14 protein-coding genes are annotated in these 18,411 nt (G+C 64.2%); 1 reads left to right on the top strand and 13 read right to left on the bottom strand.

Annotated elements, in window-relative coordinates; genetic code table 11:
• Nucleotides 1-114: 114 nt before the first annotated feature.
• Nucleotides 115-1,170 (top strand): L,D-transpeptidase family protein, encoded by a 1,056-nt coding sequence (locus tag KUW00_RS18595; protein WP_108132833.1) that lies wholly within the window; start codon nucleotides 115-117, stop codon nucleotides 1,168-1,170.
• 593 nt (nucleotides 1,171-1,763) lie between these two features.
• On the opposite strand, the gene KUW00_RS18590 is transcribed toward KUW00_RS18595, so the two are convergent.
• The 13 genes from KUW00_RS18590 to mrdA all read right to left on the bottom strand — a co-directional run bounded on the left by KUW00_RS18590 (nucleotide 1,764) and on the right by mrdA (nucleotide 18,401).
• Nucleotides 1,764-2,027 carry an Lpp/OprI family alanine-zipper lipoprotein gene (locus KUW00_RS18590; protein WP_045992670.1) on the bottom strand — a complete coding sequence of 88 codons (264 nt, stop codon included), beginning with the start codon at nucleotides 2,025-2,027 and terminating at the stop codon, nucleotides 1,764-1,766.
• Nucleotides 2,028-2,225: 198 nt separating this feature from the next.
• Nucleotides 2,226-2,792: a murein L,D-transpeptidase family protein gene (locus KUW00_RS18585; RefSeq protein WP_231498647.1), complete on the bottom strand. Its 567-nt coding sequence runs from the start codon at nucleotides 2,790-2,792 to the stop codon at nucleotides 2,226-2,228.
• Nucleotides 2,793-3,008: 216 nt separating this feature from the next.
• Entirely contained in the window at nucleotides 3,009-3,476 is a 468-nt protein-coding gene (locus KUW00_RS18580; protein ID WP_045992672.1) for a DUF6586 family protein, read from the bottom strand.
• On the bottom strand, nucleotides 3,473-6,106 hold the full coding sequence (gene topA / locus KUW00_RS18575) for a type I DNA topoisomerase (RefSeq protein WP_045992673.1): 2,634 nt from the start codon (nucleotides 6,104-6,106) through the stop codon (nucleotides 3,473-3,475). The genes KUW00_RS18580 and topA overlap by 4 nt, the downstream gene beginning before the upstream one ends.
• Nucleotides 6,107-6,438: 332 nt before the next feature.
• A complete protein-coding gene (locus tag KUW00_RS18570; RefSeq protein ID WP_222569838.1) occupies nucleotides 6,439-9,228 on the bottom strand; it encodes a DUF3141 domain-containing protein in 2,790 nt (929 codons plus the stop codon).
• Between the two features lie 212 nt (nucleotides 9,229-9,440).
• Nucleotides 9,441-10,442, bottom strand: coding sequence for a lipoyl synthase (gene lipA / locus KUW00_RS18565; protein WP_222569837.1), 1,002 nt, complete (start codon nucleotides 10,440-10,442; stop codon nucleotides 9,441-9,443).
• 67 nt (nucleotides 10,443-10,509) lie between these two features.
• On the bottom strand, nucleotides 10,510-11,181 hold the full coding sequence (lipB, locus tag KUW00_RS18560; RefSeq protein WP_045992675.1) for a lipoyl(octanoyl) transferase LipB: 672 nt from the start codon (nucleotides 11,179-11,181) through the stop codon (nucleotides 10,510-10,512).
• Nucleotides 11,181-11,489 (bottom strand): YbeD family protein, encoded by a 309-nt coding sequence (locus KUW00_RS18555; protein WP_045992676.1) that lies wholly within the window; start codon nucleotides 11,487-11,489, stop codon nucleotides 11,181-11,183. The genes lipB and KUW00_RS18555 overlap by 1 nt, the downstream gene beginning before the upstream one ends.
• A gap of 144 nt (nucleotides 11,490-11,633) precedes the next feature.
• Nucleotides 11,634-12,854, bottom strand: coding sequence for a D-alanyl-D-alanine carboxypeptidase family protein (locus KUW00_RS18550; protein WP_083970391.1), 1,221 nt, complete (start codon nucleotides 12,852-12,854; stop codon nucleotides 11,634-11,636).
• 140 nt (nucleotides 12,855-12,994) lie between these two features.
• A complete protein-coding gene (locus tag KUW00_RS18545) occupies nucleotides 12,995-14,035 on the bottom strand; it encodes a septal ring lytic transglycosylase RlpA family protein (RefSeq protein ID WP_222569836.1) in 1,041 nt (346 codons plus the stop codon).
• Nucleotides 14,032-15,084: a lytic murein transglycosylase B gene (mltB, locus tag KUW00_RS18540; RefSeq protein ID WP_222569835.1), complete on the bottom strand. Its 1,053-nt coding sequence runs from the start codon at nucleotides 15,082-15,084 to the stop codon at nucleotides 14,032-14,034. The genes KUW00_RS18545 and mltB overlap by 4 nt, the downstream gene beginning before the upstream one ends.
• A 273-nt stretch (nucleotides 15,085-15,357) precedes the next feature.
• Nucleotides 15,358-16,515 (bottom strand): rod shape-determining protein RodA, encoded by a 1,158-nt coding sequence (gene rodA, locus KUW00_RS18535; protein ID WP_108132837.1) that lies wholly within the window; start codon nucleotides 16,513-16,515, stop codon nucleotides 15,358-15,360.
• Entirely contained in the window at nucleotides 16,515-18,401 is a 1,887-nt protein-coding gene (gene mrdA, locus KUW00_RS18530) for a penicillin-binding protein 2 (RefSeq protein WP_045994182.1), read from the bottom strand. Before mrdA ends, rodA begins: the two co-directional genes overlap by 1 nt.
• Nucleotides 18,402-18,411: the final 10 nt, after the last annotated feature.

Genomic DNA, 18,411 nt, shown 5'->3' with positions numbered 1-18,411 from the left:
ATCCCTTGCAAGGGACTGGCGCAACGCCGCATTAGCGGGCAATCTATGTACATAGGACACCGCAAATTCCGGCCGGGTGATCCCCGGCTTTCACCCATTATCGAGACTGCTGCAATGACTTCGACTTCACTTCGCCGGCCACTCGTCCGCCTCGCCACCCTGTGTGGCGTTGTGGGCGCGCTGGCGGCACCTCTGGCGGCGGCCGACGACCTGCCCCGGGGCCACTACCTGCTGCCCGAAGAAGGCGACCTGATCGGTGAGGTCTACACCGTCGAAGCCGACGAGGAAGACACCCTCATCGATATCGGACACGAGCACGGCATCGGCTTCAACGCCATCACCCGCGCCAACCCCGACATCAGCATCTGGTATCCCGGCGAGGGTACCGAAGTGACCATCCCGGCCCAGTTCATCCTGCCCGATGCACCGCGCAACGGCATCGTGGTCAACGTGGCCGAGATGCGCCTCTACTACTACCCGCCGGCCAAGGAAGGCGAGCCGCGTACGGTGCAGACCTACCCGATCGCCGTGGGCCGCATGGACTGGAAGACGCCGCTGGGCTCCACCACCATCACCCAGATGGTCAAGAATCCGTCCTGGTATCCCCCCGCCTCCATTCGCCGCGAACACGCCGAGGCCGGCGACCCCTTGCCCGGCGTGGTGCCGCCCGGACCCGACAACCCCATGGGCACGCGCAAGATGCGCCTGGGCATCCCCGGCTACCTGATCCACGGCACCAACAAGCCCGAGGGCGTCGGCATGCGCGTCACCCACGGCTGCATCCGCATGCTGCCCGACGATGTCGAGAATCTGTTCGATCAAGTCGCGGTGGGCACCCGTGTCCGACTGGTCAACGAACCGCTGAAGCTCGGCTGGTCCGACGAGCACCTCTATGTCCAGGCCTACCCCTACCTCGACGAAGAAGAAGGCGCGCCGATCGAGGACATGACCGCCGCTATCGAGGAGGTCGAGGCCGCCGTCAAGGACAAGGACTACGACGTCGACTTTGCGCGCCTGCGTAGCGCCATGGAGACGCCCAGCGGCCTTCCGGTCGCCATGCAGACCACCACCCCGGCAGAACCCAAGCCGCTGCCTGGCAGCCTCTATGACCATATCGAGTTGATCGCCGACGAGCCTGCCCTGCTGGGACAGGTCAGCCACGAAGGCTGAACCGGCAACCACAGGCACCACATCAAGCACGTGACGCGCACGGCGCCCCGACAGGGGCGCCTTTTTTTGGCGCCAACATTTCCAGCGGGGGCCTCGCCGGCATGGTGGCGACACCATGATCCAGCTCAAACGACGCATCCGCAGCAGTCAGCCGTCAGGCAGAGGAGAGGCAGCCGTCAGGCGACAAGCGACAGGACAGGCAGCCGTCAGGCAGAGGAGAGGCAGCCGTCAGGCAGAGGAGAGGCAGCCGTCAGGCAGAGGAGAGGCAGCCGTCAGGCAGAGGAGAGGCAGCCGTCAGGCGACAAGCGACAGGACAGGCAGCCGTCAGGCAGAGGAGAGTCAGCCGTCAGGAGACAAGCGACAGGACAGGCGGCCAGACAGGCAGCCGTCAGATGAAGGAACAGGCAGCGGTCAGACGATTGGCTGGCAGCTCCCGCCCACCATCAATCGTCATGCAATGATCACACGCCACAAACGACTGAGGCCCCACCTTTCGGTGGGGCCTCAGCCTATCGTTTCATGACCTGGACGACCTGATTTCGATGAAACCCTGACGTCCTGTCGGTCAATCCCGCGAACGGGATGCGAAACGATTACTTGCGCATGGAGCGCTCGAACATGCGGTTCATCTCTTCGCGGTTCTGCTGAGACAGCTGCAGGGCCGCTTGAGCGTCACGCTGTGCCTGGTTGGCAGTGTTCTGAGCCTGAGTGGCGATGCTGCGAGCTTCTGCAGCGTCGGCCTGAGCGGACTCAGCGGTCATGCGGACTTCTTCCAGAGCGCTGGAAGAAGCACAGCCAGCCAGAACGGCCAGAGAAGCGGCGGCGGCGGTCAGCTTCAGGGTAGTCTTCAGAGTCATGGTGTTCTCCTTGAGTCTTCCTTGGTACTGCGTTGGTGACAGTAACATACCCGATCAGGGTATGTATCCATCAGGCTTCCTGCAAAGGCAGGCCTTTCTTGCAGCGACTTGTGCTGCTAAGCACAGGAGTCAAACGCTGTTTTATAATACACAACGGCGCTTGTCCATAGTCTTGAACGTCCCTTGCGCCCCTAAAGACTAGCGGATGACGACGCGAGTGCCAACATCAATCAAGCCGGAAAGTTCCCGAATTTCATGATTGGTCACGGCGACACATCCGTTGGTCCAGTCAAAGTTGCGATGGATGTCCATGTCTCCATCGCCGACTCCGTGTATGCCGATATAACCGCCCAGGATCGTCTGCTGGGGCGGGCTACGATGCCGGCGATAGTAGTCGAAATAGTCGTCGTAATCCTGCTGACTGTACAGCCCCGTCTCCAGCGCCATCCTGGCGTGGGTGGGCGTCGGATAGTCCAGGCCGATGAAGATGTCGAACTTGCTGTCGAAGTTGAAGCGATTGACGTGGAACTCGCCTCTTGGCGTGGTCTTGTCGCCCATGACCCGCTGGGACTTGGCGCCCCCTCTACCGACCGAAATCGGTGAGTATCGAGCCAGCTCCACCCCCCCGCGATACACCGTCAGGCGAGACTCCTGGTTATCGATCAGGACCCAGATCTCGCTGGAGGAGTCCGGGACAATGGCACGGCGAAGCTGGTCCTCCACCATGTCCATGCTGGCACTGACACCCAGAGGGAGTAGCAGCATGGCACCAAGTATCATTTGGATGAAACGGCGACGTTGACTCTGGGCGAACATGGATAAACTCACTGTGAATAAACGAAAACATCTGTGACGCAGTGTAATCCCGATTCTGCGGAACTTCACGCGGAACCTGGCCGATTTCACGGCAGGCAAACGAGCTCTGTCGCAGCTATCAAACGACGGCGCACAGAAGCGTCGCCGGCCGACGACACTCTGCCTTTACCATTCCTCACTGGTCTGGCGTAAGGCGGCGATCTCGACCTTGGCCGCCTCGAGGCAATGCTGCAATTCCTGCCCCAGATCCGCCTGCCGGTCCACGGCAATTACCCCGGACAATGCCGGCGAGCGAGGTCGACTCGCACCTTCATCGCCATGCAGCGCCTCGAGATGACCGATGACACGGTATAGCCAACTGCTGCCGTCGCGGGCCAGCTCACGTAGCCGATGAACCTCGGCCACGGCGGGTGGGTCATCACCCAGCAACAGGCTTCGCCAGTCATGTTCCGCCAGATGAGCGTGCTCGCAGACGTCGCGCAGCAGGGCGTCGATCGCCAGCTCGAACAACGCCAGGGCGCCCTCCTCGCTGGCCCTCTTTCTGGCGCCCTGGTGCTCGTCATCACCCGGCGCCACGTCCAGCAGCAACTGCGCCTGATACAACAACTGATTGGTGCGGGCCCGCGGTGTCACTTGCGCTTGTCCTCCACCACCCACTTGTTACCGTCCCAGCTCGCCTTCCAGCCACTGGCCTTGCCATTGTCGCCGTCGGTCATCACGAACTGCTCCTTGAGCTTGCGCGAGAAACGAATCTGAGCCGGGCGCCCATCCGGGTCCTGGTCCGGCGCATCGAGCAGGTAGTGGTACTTCTCCGGCAGCTCGGCGGCGTGAGGCTTCAGTTCCTTGACCAGAGGCGGACGGGTCTCCCGGTTCTTCGGGAACTTGCTGGCGGCCAGGAACAGCCCGCTGGCGCCATCGCGCAGCACGTAGTGGTCTTCCACCTTCTGGCAGGCCAGTTCCGGCATGGGAATCGGATCCATCTTGGGCGGTGCCACTTCACCGTTGCGCAACAGCTTGCGGGTATTCTTGCAGCTGTCACTGGTGCAGCCGAAGTACTTGCCGAAACGCCCGGACTTGAGCTGCATCTCGGAGCCGCACTTGTCACACTCGATGACCGGGCCGTCGTAGCCCTTGATGCGGAACTTGCCCTGTTCGATCTTGTAGCCGTCACAGTCGGGGCTGTTACCGCAGATATGCAGCTTGCGCCCTTCATCGATCAGGTAGCTGTCCATGGCCGTGGAACACACCGGACAGCGTTCCTTGGCACGCAGGGCATCGGTCTCGGCTTCTTCGCCGGCATCGGCGGCGACGGCTTCTTCACCCGGCAGCAGGTCGATGGTGGTCTTGCAGCGCTCCTTGGGCGGCAGGTTGTAGCCGCTGCAGCCGAGGAAGACACCGGTCGAGGCGGTACGAATCTGCATCTTGCGCCCGCAGGTGGGGCAGTCGATATCGGTGGGTACCGGCTGATTGGGCCGCATCCCCTCGTCGCTCTCGGCCTTGGCCAGCTCCCCGCGAAACTCCTGATAGAAGGCGTCGAGCAGCTCACGCCAGCTACGCTCGCCCTCGGCGATCTCGTCGAGGCTATCCTCCATGCGCGCGGTGAAGGAGTAGTCCATCAGGTCGGGGAACGACTCCTTGAGTCGCTCGGTGACGATGTCGCCCAGCTTCTCGGCGTAGAACCGCCGGTTCTCGAGCTTGACGTAACCGCGATCCTGGATGGTGGAGATGATGGCGGCGTAGGTCGAGGGGCGACCGATGCCGCGCTTCTCCAGCTCCTTGACCAGGCTGGCTTCGGTGTAACGGGCCGGCGGCTTGGTGAAGTGCTGCCTGGGGTCCAGCGCGTCGAGGTGCATCGGGGTGCCCTCGCCCAGATCCGGCAGCGCCTGATCCTCCTCCTTGCGCCCCATGGGGGTCATCACCCGGGTGTAGCCATCGAACTTGAGCACCCGGCCCTTGGCCTTGAGCTCGTAGCCGTCCACCACCACGCTCAGGGTCGACGACAGGTATTCCGCCGGGGTCATCTGGCAGGCGACAAACTGCCGCCAGATCAGTTCGTACAAGCGCTCGGCATCCCGCTCCATGCCTGCCAGGTCGGTCGAGCGACGGGACACCTCGGACGGCCGGATGGCTTCGTGAGCCTCCTGGGCGCCTTCCTTGCTGGAATAGCGGTTAGGGGCTTCGGGCAGGTAGCGATCGCCGAACTCCTCACCGATATAGTCACGCACGCTCTCCACCGCCTCGCGGGACAGGTTGGTCGAGTCGGTACGCATATAGGTGATGTAGCCCGCCTCGTAGAGCCGCTGGGCCAGGGTCATGGTCTTCTTCACCGAGAACCCCAGCCGGCCACTGGCGGCCTGCTGCAGCGTCGAGGTGATGAAGGGGGCGTTGGGCTTGGACCGGGTCGGCTTGTCTTCCCGCGAGGTGATCGCAAGACTGGCCTTGCGCAGCGCAGCGATGCGCTCGAGGGTCTCACTCTCGCTGGTGGGCCTGAACGTCTTGCCATCCTGACGTACCAGCTCGAAACGGATGGCCTCGCCGTCCGGCGTCACCAGATCGGCATGAACGTCCCAGAATTCCTCGGGCACGAAGGCGCGAATCTCGCTTTCGCGCTCGCTGATCAGGCGCATGGCCACCGACTGGACACGACCGGCCGAGAGCCCGCGGGCTACCTTGGCCCACAGCAGCGGCGACAGCATGAAGCCCACTACACGATCGAGGAAGCGGCGAGCCTGCTGGGCCTCGACCCTGGGCATGTTCAGCTGACCGGGGTCGGTGAAGGCTTCCTGGATGGCATTCTTGGTGATCTCGTTGAACACCACCCGGCGATAGCGTTGCTCGTCCCCACCGATGGTCTCGCGAAGGTGCCAGGCGATGGCTTCCCCTTCGCGGTCCAGATCGGTCGCGAGATAGACGGTGTCGGCTTTCTCCGCCAGCTTCTTGAGCTCGGCCACGACCTTTTCCTTGCCCGGCAGGATCTCGTAGTTGGCCTGCCAGCCATGGTCAGGGTCGATACCCATGCGTCGTATCAGCTGGCTATGCGCCTTCTGCTGCTTGTAGACCGCCTTTTCCTCAGCCGACATCTTGCGCGTCGCGGCCGCCTGGCGAGCCCGCTCCTTGGGATCGGAAGCCGCCTTGCCAGAGCCGCTGGTCGGAAGATCACGGATGTGACCCACGCTCGACTTCACGATGAACTCGTTGCCGAGGTACTTGTTGATCGTCTTCGCCTTGGCGGGCGACTCGACGATGACCAGAGACTTGCCCATAGTACTCCACAGTAGTCAGGGCGCCGCGCTCCTTGGCGAACGCCAGTATGTGCCACTCCCGCCGATGGTGGACGGGAAAAATGCGCTTACCCTAACCCAGCGCCGAACGTCGCGCCAGTCACATCGGTTCGAGCCCCAGGCAGGCTAGACGCATGCCCAGCCGTTTCCCCACGACTGACGCCCTGGCGTCCACCTGACATCGCCAAGAGACTAGCCCTTACCTCGACGGCCGACAAGCCGCCCCTCAGAACCGACTTGCCCCTGCACGAAGCAGGGGCAAGCGGAATGGTCGATGTCTCACACTCGATCATCGAAGGCGGTCAGGCGCTTGACTAGCGCTTGCGCCGCTGCCCTCGGGGCGATCCAGTGCTGCGCCGACGGGTCGCTGCAGGCGCCTTCTCGGCGTCATTGCCTCCCTCGCGAGAGGCTGGCGTGGCGGCCTGGGCAGCCTTGGGCTCGGCCTCAGCCACAGGCTTGGTCTCGACCTCAGGCTTGGCCTCAGGATTGGCCTCAGTTTTAGCGTCAGCCGCCGGTTTGGCCTCGGACTTGGTCTCGGGCTTGGCCTCAGGTTTAGTTTCAGCCGCCGGCTTGGACTCGGGCTTGGTCTCGGGCTTGGCCTCGGTTTTAGCGTCAACCGCAGGCTTGGGCTCGGGCTTCGCCTCAGGTTTAGTTTCAGGCTTCGCTTCGGCAGCCGGCTTCGCCTCGGTCCTCGCCTGGGCCTTTGCCGCAGGCGCATCAGCAGGCTCGGCGTCGGCCTTGGGCGCGGCCTGGGCCTGCCCTTCGACGCGGGAAGCTTCGCTTGCAGATTGACGAGTGCCGCGCTTGGCTGACGTGCCGCTAGCCGGCGACGTCTTGGCGCTGCTGTTACCACTGGCCCCACTGGCCCCACCACCACTGCGGCGGGCCGTACGACGCGTTGCCGGACGGGCCTTGCCAAACAGCGCCTTGATACGCTCGAAACGAGCGGCGGCGTGCTCGCTGAGCTCACCGCTGGCCGCCAGTACATGCTCGATATGCTCGATATGGCCGTCGATCGTCCTGGCATCGAGCCCCTTGAGCAGCTCGGGAATGGCCTCCAGCGCAGCCTCACGATCCTGCTTCAGGATAAAGAACTGATCGCGCATCAGATGCTTGAAGTCTTCCAGCCGCAGCTCCGGCTCAAGCTCGCTGCGCGACGCCTGCAGGCGGCGGAAATTGCGGCCATCGGTAGCAGGAGCACCACCCAGCACGAAGATCACCGAGCGCATCACGGCCTCGTGGGCGCCGCCTTGCGCCACCTGCTCGCGCACTTCCTGCTGGCGACGCTGGATAAAGCGACGACGCTCCGGCTCGGAGCCAGGCACCTGACGCTCACCCTCCACGGCGCCTTTCAGCCCCACCAGCGACTGCAACAGCGGCTGACCGTAGAGGTCAAGGAAGGCCTTCTCGAGGGCGCGATCGCGCAGTACCCGCCAGGCATCCAGACTCCGCGAGATCAGGCTCGACCCGATGTCCTCATACACTCGGAAGATGTTGTCATCACCGAGTTCATGACGATGCTTGCGCACCGACTCCGCCATCACCGGCAACGACGACATCATCGGATTACGATCGGACAGCAGGCGATAGCCCATGCGATTGGGGTGCATCTTGCGCATCCAGCGAGCCGACTCGGGTGTCGACACGGCACGAATCCAGGGTTGCAGGAACTGACGATAGAGCCCCAGATTGATCTCCGAGACCCTGGCCACCGTGGCGAAACGCAGCTCGTCCTCGGGGCTATGCTTGACCACCTGATTCAGGTCGTCGAGGTCCCGGGTAGAGAACTCCAGCAGGTAGTCCCGCTCGATCAATTCGGCGTCGGGCCGCTCGCTGGCCTTGGACACGGTGGTCTCGTAGAGCCCCGGCGGCAGCACGTCGATGTAGTCCATGTTGGCGGTGAACTCGGCGTGTTCCTTGCGCGAGACGCTGCCGGAAACGAAGATGCCGAGGTGGCCGGTCTTGTCATGGACGCAGTAGACGATGGTCTGCTCGTTGGCGATGATGTCGTCGACGCCGTCGTAGAGATCACGCACCCAGCCAAGCGCCTGAGGCGGCGGCGTGATGTCATCACCTTGTGAGCAGAACACCACCACCGGGGAGCGCACGTTGCGAAGATCGATACGGCGCCCGTCGGACGTCACAAGCTGGGCCGTGGACAGGCGATTGCCGACAAACAGGTTGTCGACGATGTACTGGATCTCTTCTCCACCCAGCACCACATGGCCGCCCCACCAGCGCTCGAACTGAAGATAGCGATCGGCTTCGGTATCGACATGGGCGTACAGGTTGTACTGCTTGTCCCACCAGGTGTTGGCCGGATTGAGGCGTTCGAAGTTCTGCACCAGCCAGGCCCCGTCGAACAGGCCATCGCCCATGTCCGAGAGCATATGGGTGGCCCAGCTGCCGCCGGTCATGCCGCCGGTATAGCGCATCGGCGCCTTGCCGCGCTCCCCGGCCCAGTAGGACAGCGGTGCACCGGCGATCAGGATCGGTCCGAACAGCTCGGGCTCGAGCGCTGCCGCCATCATGATCTGCCAGCCCGCCTGACAGTTGCCCACGACCATCGGTTTTTCGCTATCGGGATGCAGCTCCGCGACGTGGCGCAGGAAGGTGACCTCGGCTTCAACCACGTCCTCGACCCGCTGCCCCGGGACGGGATAGGGCATGAAGGCGATGAAGTAGCAGGGATGGCCGGCGCGCAGTGCGATACCGATCTCGCTGTCGGGCTTGAAGCCACCGATACCCGGGCCATGCCCGGCGCGCGGGTCGACCACCACGAAGGGGCGTGCCAGTTCATCGGTCTCTACACCCTCGGGCGGGTGCACGCGCAAAAGCTCATAGTTGACGGGGCGAGGCAGGGTCTCGCCTTCCATCACGATGTCGGTATCGAAGCCAAGTACGGTGGGGCGGGTCTTCTCGATATGTTCGAGGTATTCGTTGCCGCGCTGGCGCATGACATCCCAGTAGAGGATGCTGCGCTCGACGCTGTCACGCCAGTAGTCGGCCGCGGCACGGCCGAAGCCGAAGGGGTCGAACAGTGGAGCAAAGGGTTCCGCCAGCGCGAACAGGGGCGCGGTGGCGCTTGGCATCAACGCATTCATATAGGCTCCCAGGGTTGCGTGATGCGCAGCAGGCGATCCTTGCGTCTGCGCACTTGTTGCAGTGCAATATAGCGCAATAATGCAGGTACTGCGAAGCCCCCTCCTTTCGGAGCTGCACATCGTGTAGGAGATTCACTGTAGAGCGGGTACGCTCAAAAACACAACGCCCGGCAATGCCGGGCGTTGTGGGTAGCTGAAATACCGCTTTCGCTCTACTTCACTTCGATACCGTGTGCCTGCTGATCGGCATGGTAGGACGAGCGCACCAACGGGCCGGAAGCCACGTGGGTGAAGCCCATGGCGCGCCCCTGCTCGGCGAACCAGTCGAACGTGGACGGCGGCACCCAGCGATCCACCGGCAGGTGATTGCGAGACGGCTGCATGTACTGCCCCAGGGTCAGCATATCCACGTCGTGGGCACGCAGGTCGCGCATCACCTCGATGACCTGCTCGTCGGTCTCGCCGACACCCAGCATCAAGCCAGACTTGGTCATCACTTCGGGACGGCGGACCTTGTAGCCCTTGAGCAGGTCCAGCGACCACTGATAGTCGGCCCCCGGCCGCACCTTGCGATACAGACTCGGCACCGTCTCCAGGTTGTGGTTGAAGACGTCGGGCGGCGTGGTCTCGAGGATGTCCAGCGCCACCTCCATGCGACCACGAAAGTCCGGCACCAGTACCTCGATCTCGATGCTCGGGCTATCACGACGAATCTCGCGGATGCAGTCGACGAAGTGCTGGGCACCGCCGTCACGCAGATCGTCACGGTCGACGGAGGTCACCACCACATAGTTCAGGCGCATCTCGGCGATGGCCTCGGCCAGTTCGCGCGGCTCGCGCTCGTTCAGGGCGTTGGGACGCCCGTGAGCCACATCACAGAACGGGCAGCGGCGGGTACAGATATCGCCCATGATCATGAAGGTGGCGGTACCGCCGTTGAAGCACTCGCCCAGGTTGGGGCATGAGGCTTCCTCGCAGACGGTGTGCAGGCCATGACGTCGCAGGGTCTCCTTGATACGGGTGACTTCCTTGGACACCGGCATGCGTACCCTGAGCCAGTCCGGCTTGCGCGGAATCTCCTCCGTGGGGATCACCTTGACCGGGATCCGCGCCACCTTGTCGGCGCCGCGAAGCTTCACTCCCCTTTCGCTGCGGGCGTTCTTCTTGGCCTTGGCGGCGGCGGCCGCCGCCTGGATGGCGGAACTGTCTGTCATTTCACTGTCCTGTGAGGATCGCTCGGGAGACACGTTGCTGTGACGGCCTTCGGCGTGCCCTGTGCGATCAGTCAAAATTGTGGGCGTCGAGCACTCCCGGCAAGCCGGGGCGCTCGATCAGTTCGCGTTGTCCCAGTCGCGTCGCCAGCGTGCGCAATAGCCGACGCGCTTCGGCTTCCATGTCCAGCCTCGAAGAGACCAGATCGGCCAGCCGGGTCATCTCGAGTCCAGCGTAGCCACATGGGTTGATAAACGAAAATGGCGTGAGATCGACCTCGAGATTGACCGCGATGCCATGAAAACTGGCACCCCGTCGAATCCTCAACCCCAACGAGGCAATCTTGCGTTCACCGACGTACACGCCAGGCGCGTCAGGCCGGGCGCTTGCCTCGATGCCATGCTCGCCCAGGGCATCGACCACGCTGTCTTCCAGCGCACTGACGAGGTCTCGGACCCCCAGTCTGGCACGCTTGACATCGATCAGCGGGTACAGCACAAGCTGACCCGGGCCGTGGTAGGTCACCTGCCCGCCGCGATCGGTCTCCACCACCGGAATCTCGCCCGGCATCAACAGGTGCTCGGGCTTGCCTGCCTGGCCCTGGGTGAACACCGGCGGGTGCTGGACCACCCAGATCTGGTCAGGCGTATCGCCATCTCGGGTGTCGGTCAGTTCGCGCATCGCCTGCCACACTGGCCGATAGGGCTTGAGCCCCAGATGATAGACGTCGATCGCCTCCATCACACCACCATGTGCACGCGGCCTGTGGCCTTGAGTTCGTCGAACAGCGCCTTGAGCTGGGCTTCACCGGTGGCGCGCATGGTCAACCGCACCGACTGGAAGCGCCCGTTGCGACTGTCGACCACCTCGAGGCTGCTGCCCTCGAAGGTAGGATCATGGCGATGCACGATCTGGCTGACGGTGGCGGCGAAGTCCTCGGCAGCATCTCCGACCACCTTGATCGGATAGTCGCAGGGAAAGGTGATGGTGACATCCGCCGGATCCGGCCCTGCCTGGGTGCGCAGATCGCGAAAGGTCCTGTCGTTCATCCGATGCCCCTTACAATGGATACCCGAGTATTCTACTCAACCTTGGCATCACGACCAAGGACGCCGGCCGAGGCGGCTCACCTCGGCCGGCGTCACGGCGACCACAGGGCGCGCATTGACGCCAGGGCCGCACCACAGGGACGATCAGTCGAACCAGCCGCCGACCAGGTCGCTGAAGAAGCGCTGGACCTTGTCGATCATGCGCTTGAACAGCCCACCCTGCTCTACCGCTTCCAGCGCCACCAGGTCACGCTCGCCGACCACCTCGTCCCCGAGGCGCACCTCCATGGTGCCGACCCGCTGGCCGGCGGCGATGGGTGCGGTCAAGCCACTGTCGATGTCCAGGCGCGCGGTGAGCTCGTCATTGCGGTTGCGCGGCACGGTCATGTAGACGCCATTGTCGACGCCCACCTTGAGCTCGTTGGTGCTGCCTTCCCACACCCGCGGCGTATTGAGTACGGCGCCACGGTCATACAGTTTCAGCGTCTCGTAGTAGCGGAAGCCATAGCTCAAAAGCTTCTGGGTTTCCTGGGCGCGGGCTTCTTCGGAGCTGGTCCCCATCACCACCGAGATCAAGCGCATGTCATCACGCTGGCCCGAGGACACCAGGCAGTAGCCGGCCTCTTCGGTCCAGCCGGTCTTGAGGCCGTCGACGCTGGGGTCGCGCCACAACAGACGGTTGCGGTTGGCCTGTTCGATGCCGTTGTAGGTGAAGTGCTTCTGGCTGTAGATGGCGTAGTGTTCCGGGTAGTCCAGAATGATGTGCCTGGCCAGACGCATCAGGTCCCTAGCCGAGGAGTAGTGATTCTCCGACGGCAGCCCGGTGGCGTTCTCGTAGTGGGTGTTCTCCATGCCCAGCTGGGTGGCGTGCTGGTTCATCAGGTCGGCAAAGGGGTCCTCGCCGCCGGCCAGATACTCGGACATGGCGACGCTGGCGTCGTTGCCGGAGACGATGACGATACCGTGGAGCAGTTCCTCGACGGAGACACGAGTACCGACCTCGACAAACATCTTCGAGCCGCCGGTACGCCAGGCCTTCTCGCTGATCGGCACCATGTCGTCGGGCTGGATGTTGCCCCGATCAAGCTCACGTTCGACCAGGTACGCCGTCATCAGCTTGGTCAGGCTGGCCGGCGGCAGGCGCTGGTCAGAATTGTGCTCGGCCAGGACTCTTCCGCTGTTGGCGTCGATCAGGATCCAAGACTTGGCCGCCAGCTGAGGCGGTGCCGGGATCATGACCTGGGGCTCCGGCACGTCCGGTGTCGGCGAGTCGGGCTGCTGAGCACTCGTCAGGGGTGCCACCAGGGCCGCACATACAAAGGCCACGGGCAACCAGCGGCGAGTAAAGGATGACTTAGCGATCATGGTGAAATGTCTCGTTACAACAATCAGGGAAAGCGGTGATCAGGGCCACCGCACAATGCTTCCAACAGCCGGCCTCACTGGAACCGCCGGCATCGACCGACCGGACGATCAGCGAGGCGTCGGCTGTACTTCGTCGATACCTAGCGAGCATCGACGACAAAGGTCTGCGCGAATCCCGCCTGGCGCAAGCGTTCGCGGACCGGCTCCGCCTGCCCACGGCTCGCCAGCGGCCCGACCTGCACCTTGTGCAGACCGGCGGCGCTGGCCACACGCACCTGCTGATTCAGCCGCGTCTCAAGATCCGCCTTGAGGTCTTGGGCGCTGTCCGCCGACCCCAGGGCTGCCACTTGAATATAGATGCCGGGAGTCCCGGCCGCGGGCGCCTGCGGGGCGCTCTGGCCTGCTGCCGGCGACGCGGCGGACGGCGTGCTGGGCGCCGCATTGGCTTCAGCACGGGCTGTGGTACTGGCTGTGGTACTGGCTGTAGTTCTGGTCCCAGTACTGGCCGCAGCGCTGGCTGGCGCGGCGAGCACACCCCCGCTGGCCGAGTCGCTCGACGCACCCGCGCCGCGACTGGCCTGCCACTGATCGGGATCGATCACGCTGACCCGCACCCGGCCCGTGCCATGGTCGAGAATATCGAGACGTGCGGCCGCTGCGTAGGACAGATCGATCTCGCGGTCGTCGTGGAAGGGACCACGATCGTTGACTCGCACGATCACCGACCGCCCGTTGTCCAGGTTGGTCACCCGGGCGAAGGTCGGCAACGGCAGCGACTTGTGCGCCGCCGTCATCTTGTACATGTCATAGATCTCGCCGTTGGAGGTCGCGTAGCCGTGGAACTTCTGACCGTACCAGGAAGCGGTACCCTCGCGCTGATAGCCACTCGGGTCATCCAGCACATGGTAGGTCTTGCCCCACACCTCATAGGTCGAGCGGTTGCCGGCGCGTGAGCGTGGCTCGTCGCGCGGCACCGCGTCCGGCACCTGACTGACGTCCGGCGGCGTCTCGGGATAGGCGTCGCCGCTCATGGCATAGCGCCCACCCGCCGTCGCCCGCGAATCCTGAGGCGTCGTGGCCGCGTCCTGAGTGGTCTCCGGGGCGGTCCCGCCACCGCCGGCACAACCGGTCAGGGCCACCAGCAGCGACAGGGTCGGCAACAAGGGCGCGCGCAGGGTCATGAACTCACCTCCGTGTCCAGGGCATGCCACCACTGGGGCTTTCCCAGCGAGCGCACCTCGGCGATGGCCTCCGACAGTTCCGTGACCGCCATGGCGTAGAGGTGGCTATGGTTGTAGCGGGTGATCACGTAGAAGTTGCCCCCACCCAGGCGGTAGTGGGTGCTGCCGTCTTCCATGTCCAAAGCCAGCGGCACCACCTTGGCATCCCCCGGCAGCGGCTCCACCGGCTGGATGCCCTGGGCTTCCAGTTCGGCAACACGGGCATAGGGCGGATCGGTGCGGTTGAAGCGAATCGAGGATGGCACCGAGCTGGGGCCTTCGGCCTCCCAGTACAGGGTGCCACCCGCCTGCCAGCGGTGCTCGGCGAAATAGTTGGCCACGCTGCCGATGGCATCCACCGGATCGGTCCACAGGTTGCGCTGGCCGTCGTCGTTGAAGTCGACCGCGTAGGCCTGATAGCTGGTGGGAATGAACTGGGGATAGCCCATGGCACCGGCGTAGGAGCCCTTCAAGGCTCCGGGATCGACGTTCTGCTGGTAGGCAATGTCGAGAAAGGCCTCGAGCTCCCCCTCGAAGAACTCACCGCGCCGGGGATGATGAAAGGCCAGTGTGGACAGCGAATCGAGCACCCGATGATCACCGGTGATACGCCCGTAGCGGGTCTCGACGCCGATAATCGCGGCGATCACCTCTGGCGGCACACCATAACGCGCTTCAGCGCGATCGAAGGCGTCACGATGGGCCTCGATGAATGCCGCGCCCTCGTTGATGCGCTCTTCACCGAGGAAGATGCCACGATAGCGCTCCCAGGTCAGGTGATGCTCGGCGGCACCGCTCATGGCCTCGAGCACCGACGGCTGGAACTCTGCCCTGGCCATGGCGCGCTCCAGCCACTGGCGCGAGACGCCCTGGCGCTCGAGCCGATCCATCATCGCGTCGACCTCCGGCGAGGCGAAATCCTGCGCCTGGGCCGCCAGCGACAGCGAGGCCAGAAGCCCACACAACGCCGCGCCGAGGCCTTTCCTTCCCTGGACCAGGGGTACTGTCATCGATCTTCTCCCTTGGGGAACCCGCAGGCGCCGCCGCCCCTGCAAAGCCGGCAAGCGCTTCGCTCGCCGGCCCCACCGTGGCCACTGTCGCCGCCTCTCTCTGGGCTCCCGTTAGCCTGGTCGCCAGCCCCTAGGGCTTGTCTGAAAAGTGCCTGCGCTCGGTAATACGGCGTTAAAAATCGGATCAAAATGCTCATTTACACCCCGTAAACTGCGCTTTCTCACCGATTTTTGCCTTGTCTAACCTTCGCTCGTCGACTTTTCGGACAGCGCCTAGCGTGGCAGCAACCGGCGATGTGCATTGACCGCCATGAGAATACCGAAACCGGCCATCAAGGTCACGCTGGACGTCCCCCCGTAGCTCACCAGGGGCAGCGGTACGCCGACCACCGGCAGGATGCCGCTGACCATGCCGATATTGACGAAGACGTAGATAAAGAAGGTCAGCATGATGCCGCCTCCCAGCAATCTGCCGAAGGTATCCTGGGCGGCACCCGCCAGCCACAGTCCACGCGCGACGATCAGCAGGTACAGCAGCAGGAAGGCCAGCATGCCGACCAGCCCGAATTCCTCGCCCAGCACGGCCACGATAAAGTCGGTGTGCCGCTCCGGCAGGAACTCGAGCTGCGACTGGGTGCCCTCGAGCCACCCCTTGCCCCAGACGCCCCCGCTGCCGATGGCGGTGGTCGACTGGATAATGTTCCAGCCGGCGCCCAGCGGGTCGCTTTCGGGATCGAGAAAGGTCAGCACGCGCTGACGCTGATAGTTGTGCATGTTCATCCACAACAGCGGCAGCGCCGCCCCCGCCAGCGCCACCATGACACCGATAAAGCGCCAGGACAGCCCCGCCAGCAGGATCACAAATACCGCCGCTGCCGCCACCAGCAGCGAGGTGCCAAGGTCCGGCTGGCGCGCGATCAGGCCCACCGGCAGAGCGATCAGCAGCGCGCAACCGGCCAGCGCGCGCCAATTGGGAGGCAGCTCGTGGCGACTGAGCCAGGCCGCCACCATCATCGGCATGGCGATCTTCATCATCTCGGAAGGCTGAAAGCGCACCACGCCGGGAATCACCAGCCAGCGCTGAGCGCCCATGCCGACGTCACCGAGGATCTCCACCGCCACCAGCATCACCAGGCCGGCCAGGTAGGCCGGCAACGCCCAGCGCATCAGCGTCGCCGGCGAAAACTGTGCCAGCACCAGCATGACCGCCCAGGCCACGCCGAAGCGAATCGCCTGGGCGGTGACCACGTGAACGTTCTCGCCACTGGCGCTGTAGAGCACCGCCAGGCCACTGCACATCAACACCAGCAGCATGCCGAGCAACCAGGGATCGACGTGCATCCGTTGCCAGAACGAGGTGCGTCGGGCGATACCGCTGGCCGGGGGACGCACCGGGTGGCCGCGCAACGAGCGCACAAAATCGATGGCCATCAGTCTTCCTCCTCGGCGGCGGTCTCGTCGGTGCGCGGACGACCGGCGTTGTGGTCGAGAATCCAGGCATCGGCCATGGCCCGAGCCAGCCCCGCGGCGTGGGTCGACCCGCCACCGGCGTTCTCGACGATGACCGAAATGGCGATTTGAGGGTCCTCCACCGGCGCAAAGGCCATGAACAGCGCATGGTCGCGCAGACGCTCGCGCAGTTCAGCGGCGTTGTACTTCTGGTTCTGTCCCAGCGAGAACACCTGGGCGGTACCCGACTTGCCGGCCATGCGATACTGAAGGCCTGCCCCGGTGCGCCGTGCCGTGCCCTCGCGCCCGGACAACACCTTTTCCATGCCGTTGAAGACCCGGGTCCAGTAGTTCTCGGGGGCCTCGATATCCGGCGGCGTGTCGGGCAGATCAACCGGCACCGGCTGGTCGCCGATGCGCTTGGCCAGCCGCGGGCGCACCCAGTGGCCGCGATTGGCGAGCACGGCGGTCGCGGCCGCCAACTGCAGCGGAGTGATCTGCAGATACCCCTGGCCGATACCCACCGACAGCGTCTCGCCGGGATACCAGGGCTGATTGAAGCGTGCCTTCTTCCAGTCTCTGGATGGCAGCAGACCATCCCCCTGCCCGGCCACGTCGGCGGCGACCCGGCTGCCGAAGCCGAAGGCCCCCAGGTTCTCGTCGATACGATCGATGCCGAGCTCGTGGGCCAATGAATAGAAATAGGTGTTGTTGGACACCGCCAGGGCGCGTTCGAGATTCACCCGCCCATGCCCCCAGCGCAGCCAGTTGCGGTAGCGCCGGTCGTCATTGGGCAGCTGATAGTAGCCCGGGTCGTAGATGACCTCGTCCGGGGTAACGGCCCCTTCGATCAGCCCGGCCATGGCCATGAACGGCTTGATCGTCGACCCCGCCGGATAGCTGCCCCGGGTCGCCCGGTCGAACAGCGGCAGATCGATATCGCTCTGCAGCCCGCGGTAGGACTTGACGTCGATGCCGGTGACAAACTGGTTGGTGTCGAATCCAGGCACCGAGGCCATCGCCAGAATTTCGCCGGTCTGGGGCGCAATGGCGACGATGGCGCCGCGCCGACCATCGAGCAAATCCACAGCGAGCTGCTGCATGTCCATGTCCAGGGTCAGGGTCAGGTCCTGCCCCGGCTCGGGGTCGGTGTGCCCCAGCTCACGCAGCACCCTCCCCCGGGCGTTGGTCTCGACCTTTCTCAATCCCGCACGACCGTGCAGCTGATCCTCGTAGAAGCGCTCCACCCCGGTCTTGCCGATAAAGTGGGTACCGGCGTAGTTGCCCGGATCCAGGCTCTCGAGTTCTTCGGCGTTGATCCTGCCCACGTAGCCAAGCGCATGGGACATGATCTCGGCGTCGGGATAGAAGCGCAGCAGCTGGGCCTGCACCTCCACTCCCGGCAAGCGGTGGCGATTGACCGCGAGCCTGGCGATCTGCGACTCGGTCAGATCACTCATCAACAGCGCCGGCTGGTAGGGACGCTGACGCTGGCGTGAACGCACCTTGAAGGCGTCCACCTCTTCGTCCGGCAGATCCAGCAGCTCGACCAGCAGCTCCAGGGTGGCATCGAGATCATCGACCCGCTCACGCACCAGGGTCAGGTTGTAGGTGGGACGATTTTCGGCCAGCAATTGGCCGTTGCGGTCGTAGATCAGCCCGCGGGTCGGGGGCAGCGGCTCCACCCTCACCCGGTTCTTCTCGGATCGGGTGCTGTAGACCTCGTGCTGGACGATCTGCAGATAGCACAACCGCCCCACCAGCAGGCCGGACAGCAGTACCACGACCACCCCGGCAAGCGTCGCACGCACACGAAAGATGCGCAGCGCGTTCTCGGGGTTCTTGAGGGTTTCGCGACGCTTACGCATGCGAGAGGCA

The organism is Halomonas sp. DP5N14-9 (assembly GCF_019802175.1).
GTDB lineage: Bacteria > Pseudomonadota > Gammaproteobacteria > Pseudomonadales > Halomonadaceae > Halomonas > Halomonas litopenaei.
The sequence above is the reverse complement of the archived record's forward strand: the minus strand, read 5'-3'. Positions and strand labels throughout refer to the sequence as shown.

What these genes read in the sequence shown, in the direction of transcription:
- KUW00_RS18550 (WP_083970391.1), bottom strand. Translation starts at nt 12,854, where the DNA reads ATGATCGCTAAGTCATCCTTTACTCGCCGCTGGTTGCCCGTGGCCTTT.
- KUW00_RS18590 (WP_045992670.1), bottom strand. Translation starts at nt 2,027, where the DNA reads ATGACTCTGAAGACTACCCTGAAGCTGACCGCCGCCGCCGCTTCTCTG.
- mltB (WP_222569835.1), bottom strand. Translation starts at nt 15,084, where the DNA reads ATGACAGTACCCCTGGTCCAGGGAAGGAAAGGCCTCGGCGCGGCGTTG.
- KUW00_RS18585 (WP_231498647.1), bottom strand. Translation starts at nt 2,792, where the DNA reads ATGCTGCTACTCCCTCTGGGTGTCAGTGCCAGCATGGACATGGTGGAG.
- lipB (WP_045992675.1), bottom strand. Translation starts at nt 11,181, where the DNA reads ATGGAGGCGATCGACGTCTATCATCTGGGGCTCAAGCCCTATCGGCCA.
- KUW00_RS18570 (WP_222569838.1), bottom strand. Translation starts at nt 9,228, where the DNA reads ATGAATGCGTTGATGCCAAGCGCCACCGCGCCCCTGTTCGCGCTGGCG.
- KUW00_RS18595 (WP_108132833.1), top strand. Translation starts at nt 115, where the DNA reads ATGACTTCGACTTCACTTCGCCGGCCACTCGTCCGCCTCGCCACCCTG.
- rodA (WP_108132837.1), bottom strand. Translation starts at nt 16,515, where the DNA reads ATGGCCATCGATTTTGTGCGCTCGTTGCGCGGCCACCCGGTGCGTCCC.
- KUW00_RS18555 (WP_045992676.1), bottom strand. Translation starts at nt 11,489, where the DNA reads ATGAACGACAGGACCTTTCGCGATCTGCGCACCCAGGCAGGGCCGGAT.
- lipA (WP_222569837.1), bottom strand. Translation starts at nt 10,442, where the DNA reads ATGACAGACAGTTCCGCCATCCAGGCGGCGGCCGCCGCCGCCAAGGCC.
- topA (WP_045992673.1), bottom strand. Translation starts at nt 6,106, where the DNA reads ATGGGCAAGTCTCTGGTCATCGTCGAGTCGCCCGCCAAGGCGAAGACG.
- mrdA (WP_045994182.1), bottom strand. Translation starts at nt 18,401, where the DNA reads ATGCGTAAGCGTCGCGAAACCCTCAAGAACCCCGAGAACGCGCTGCGC.
- KUW00_RS18545 (WP_222569836.1), bottom strand. Translation starts at nt 14,035, where the DNA reads ATGACCCTGCGCGCGCCCTTGTTGCCGACCCTGTCGCTGCTGGTGGCC.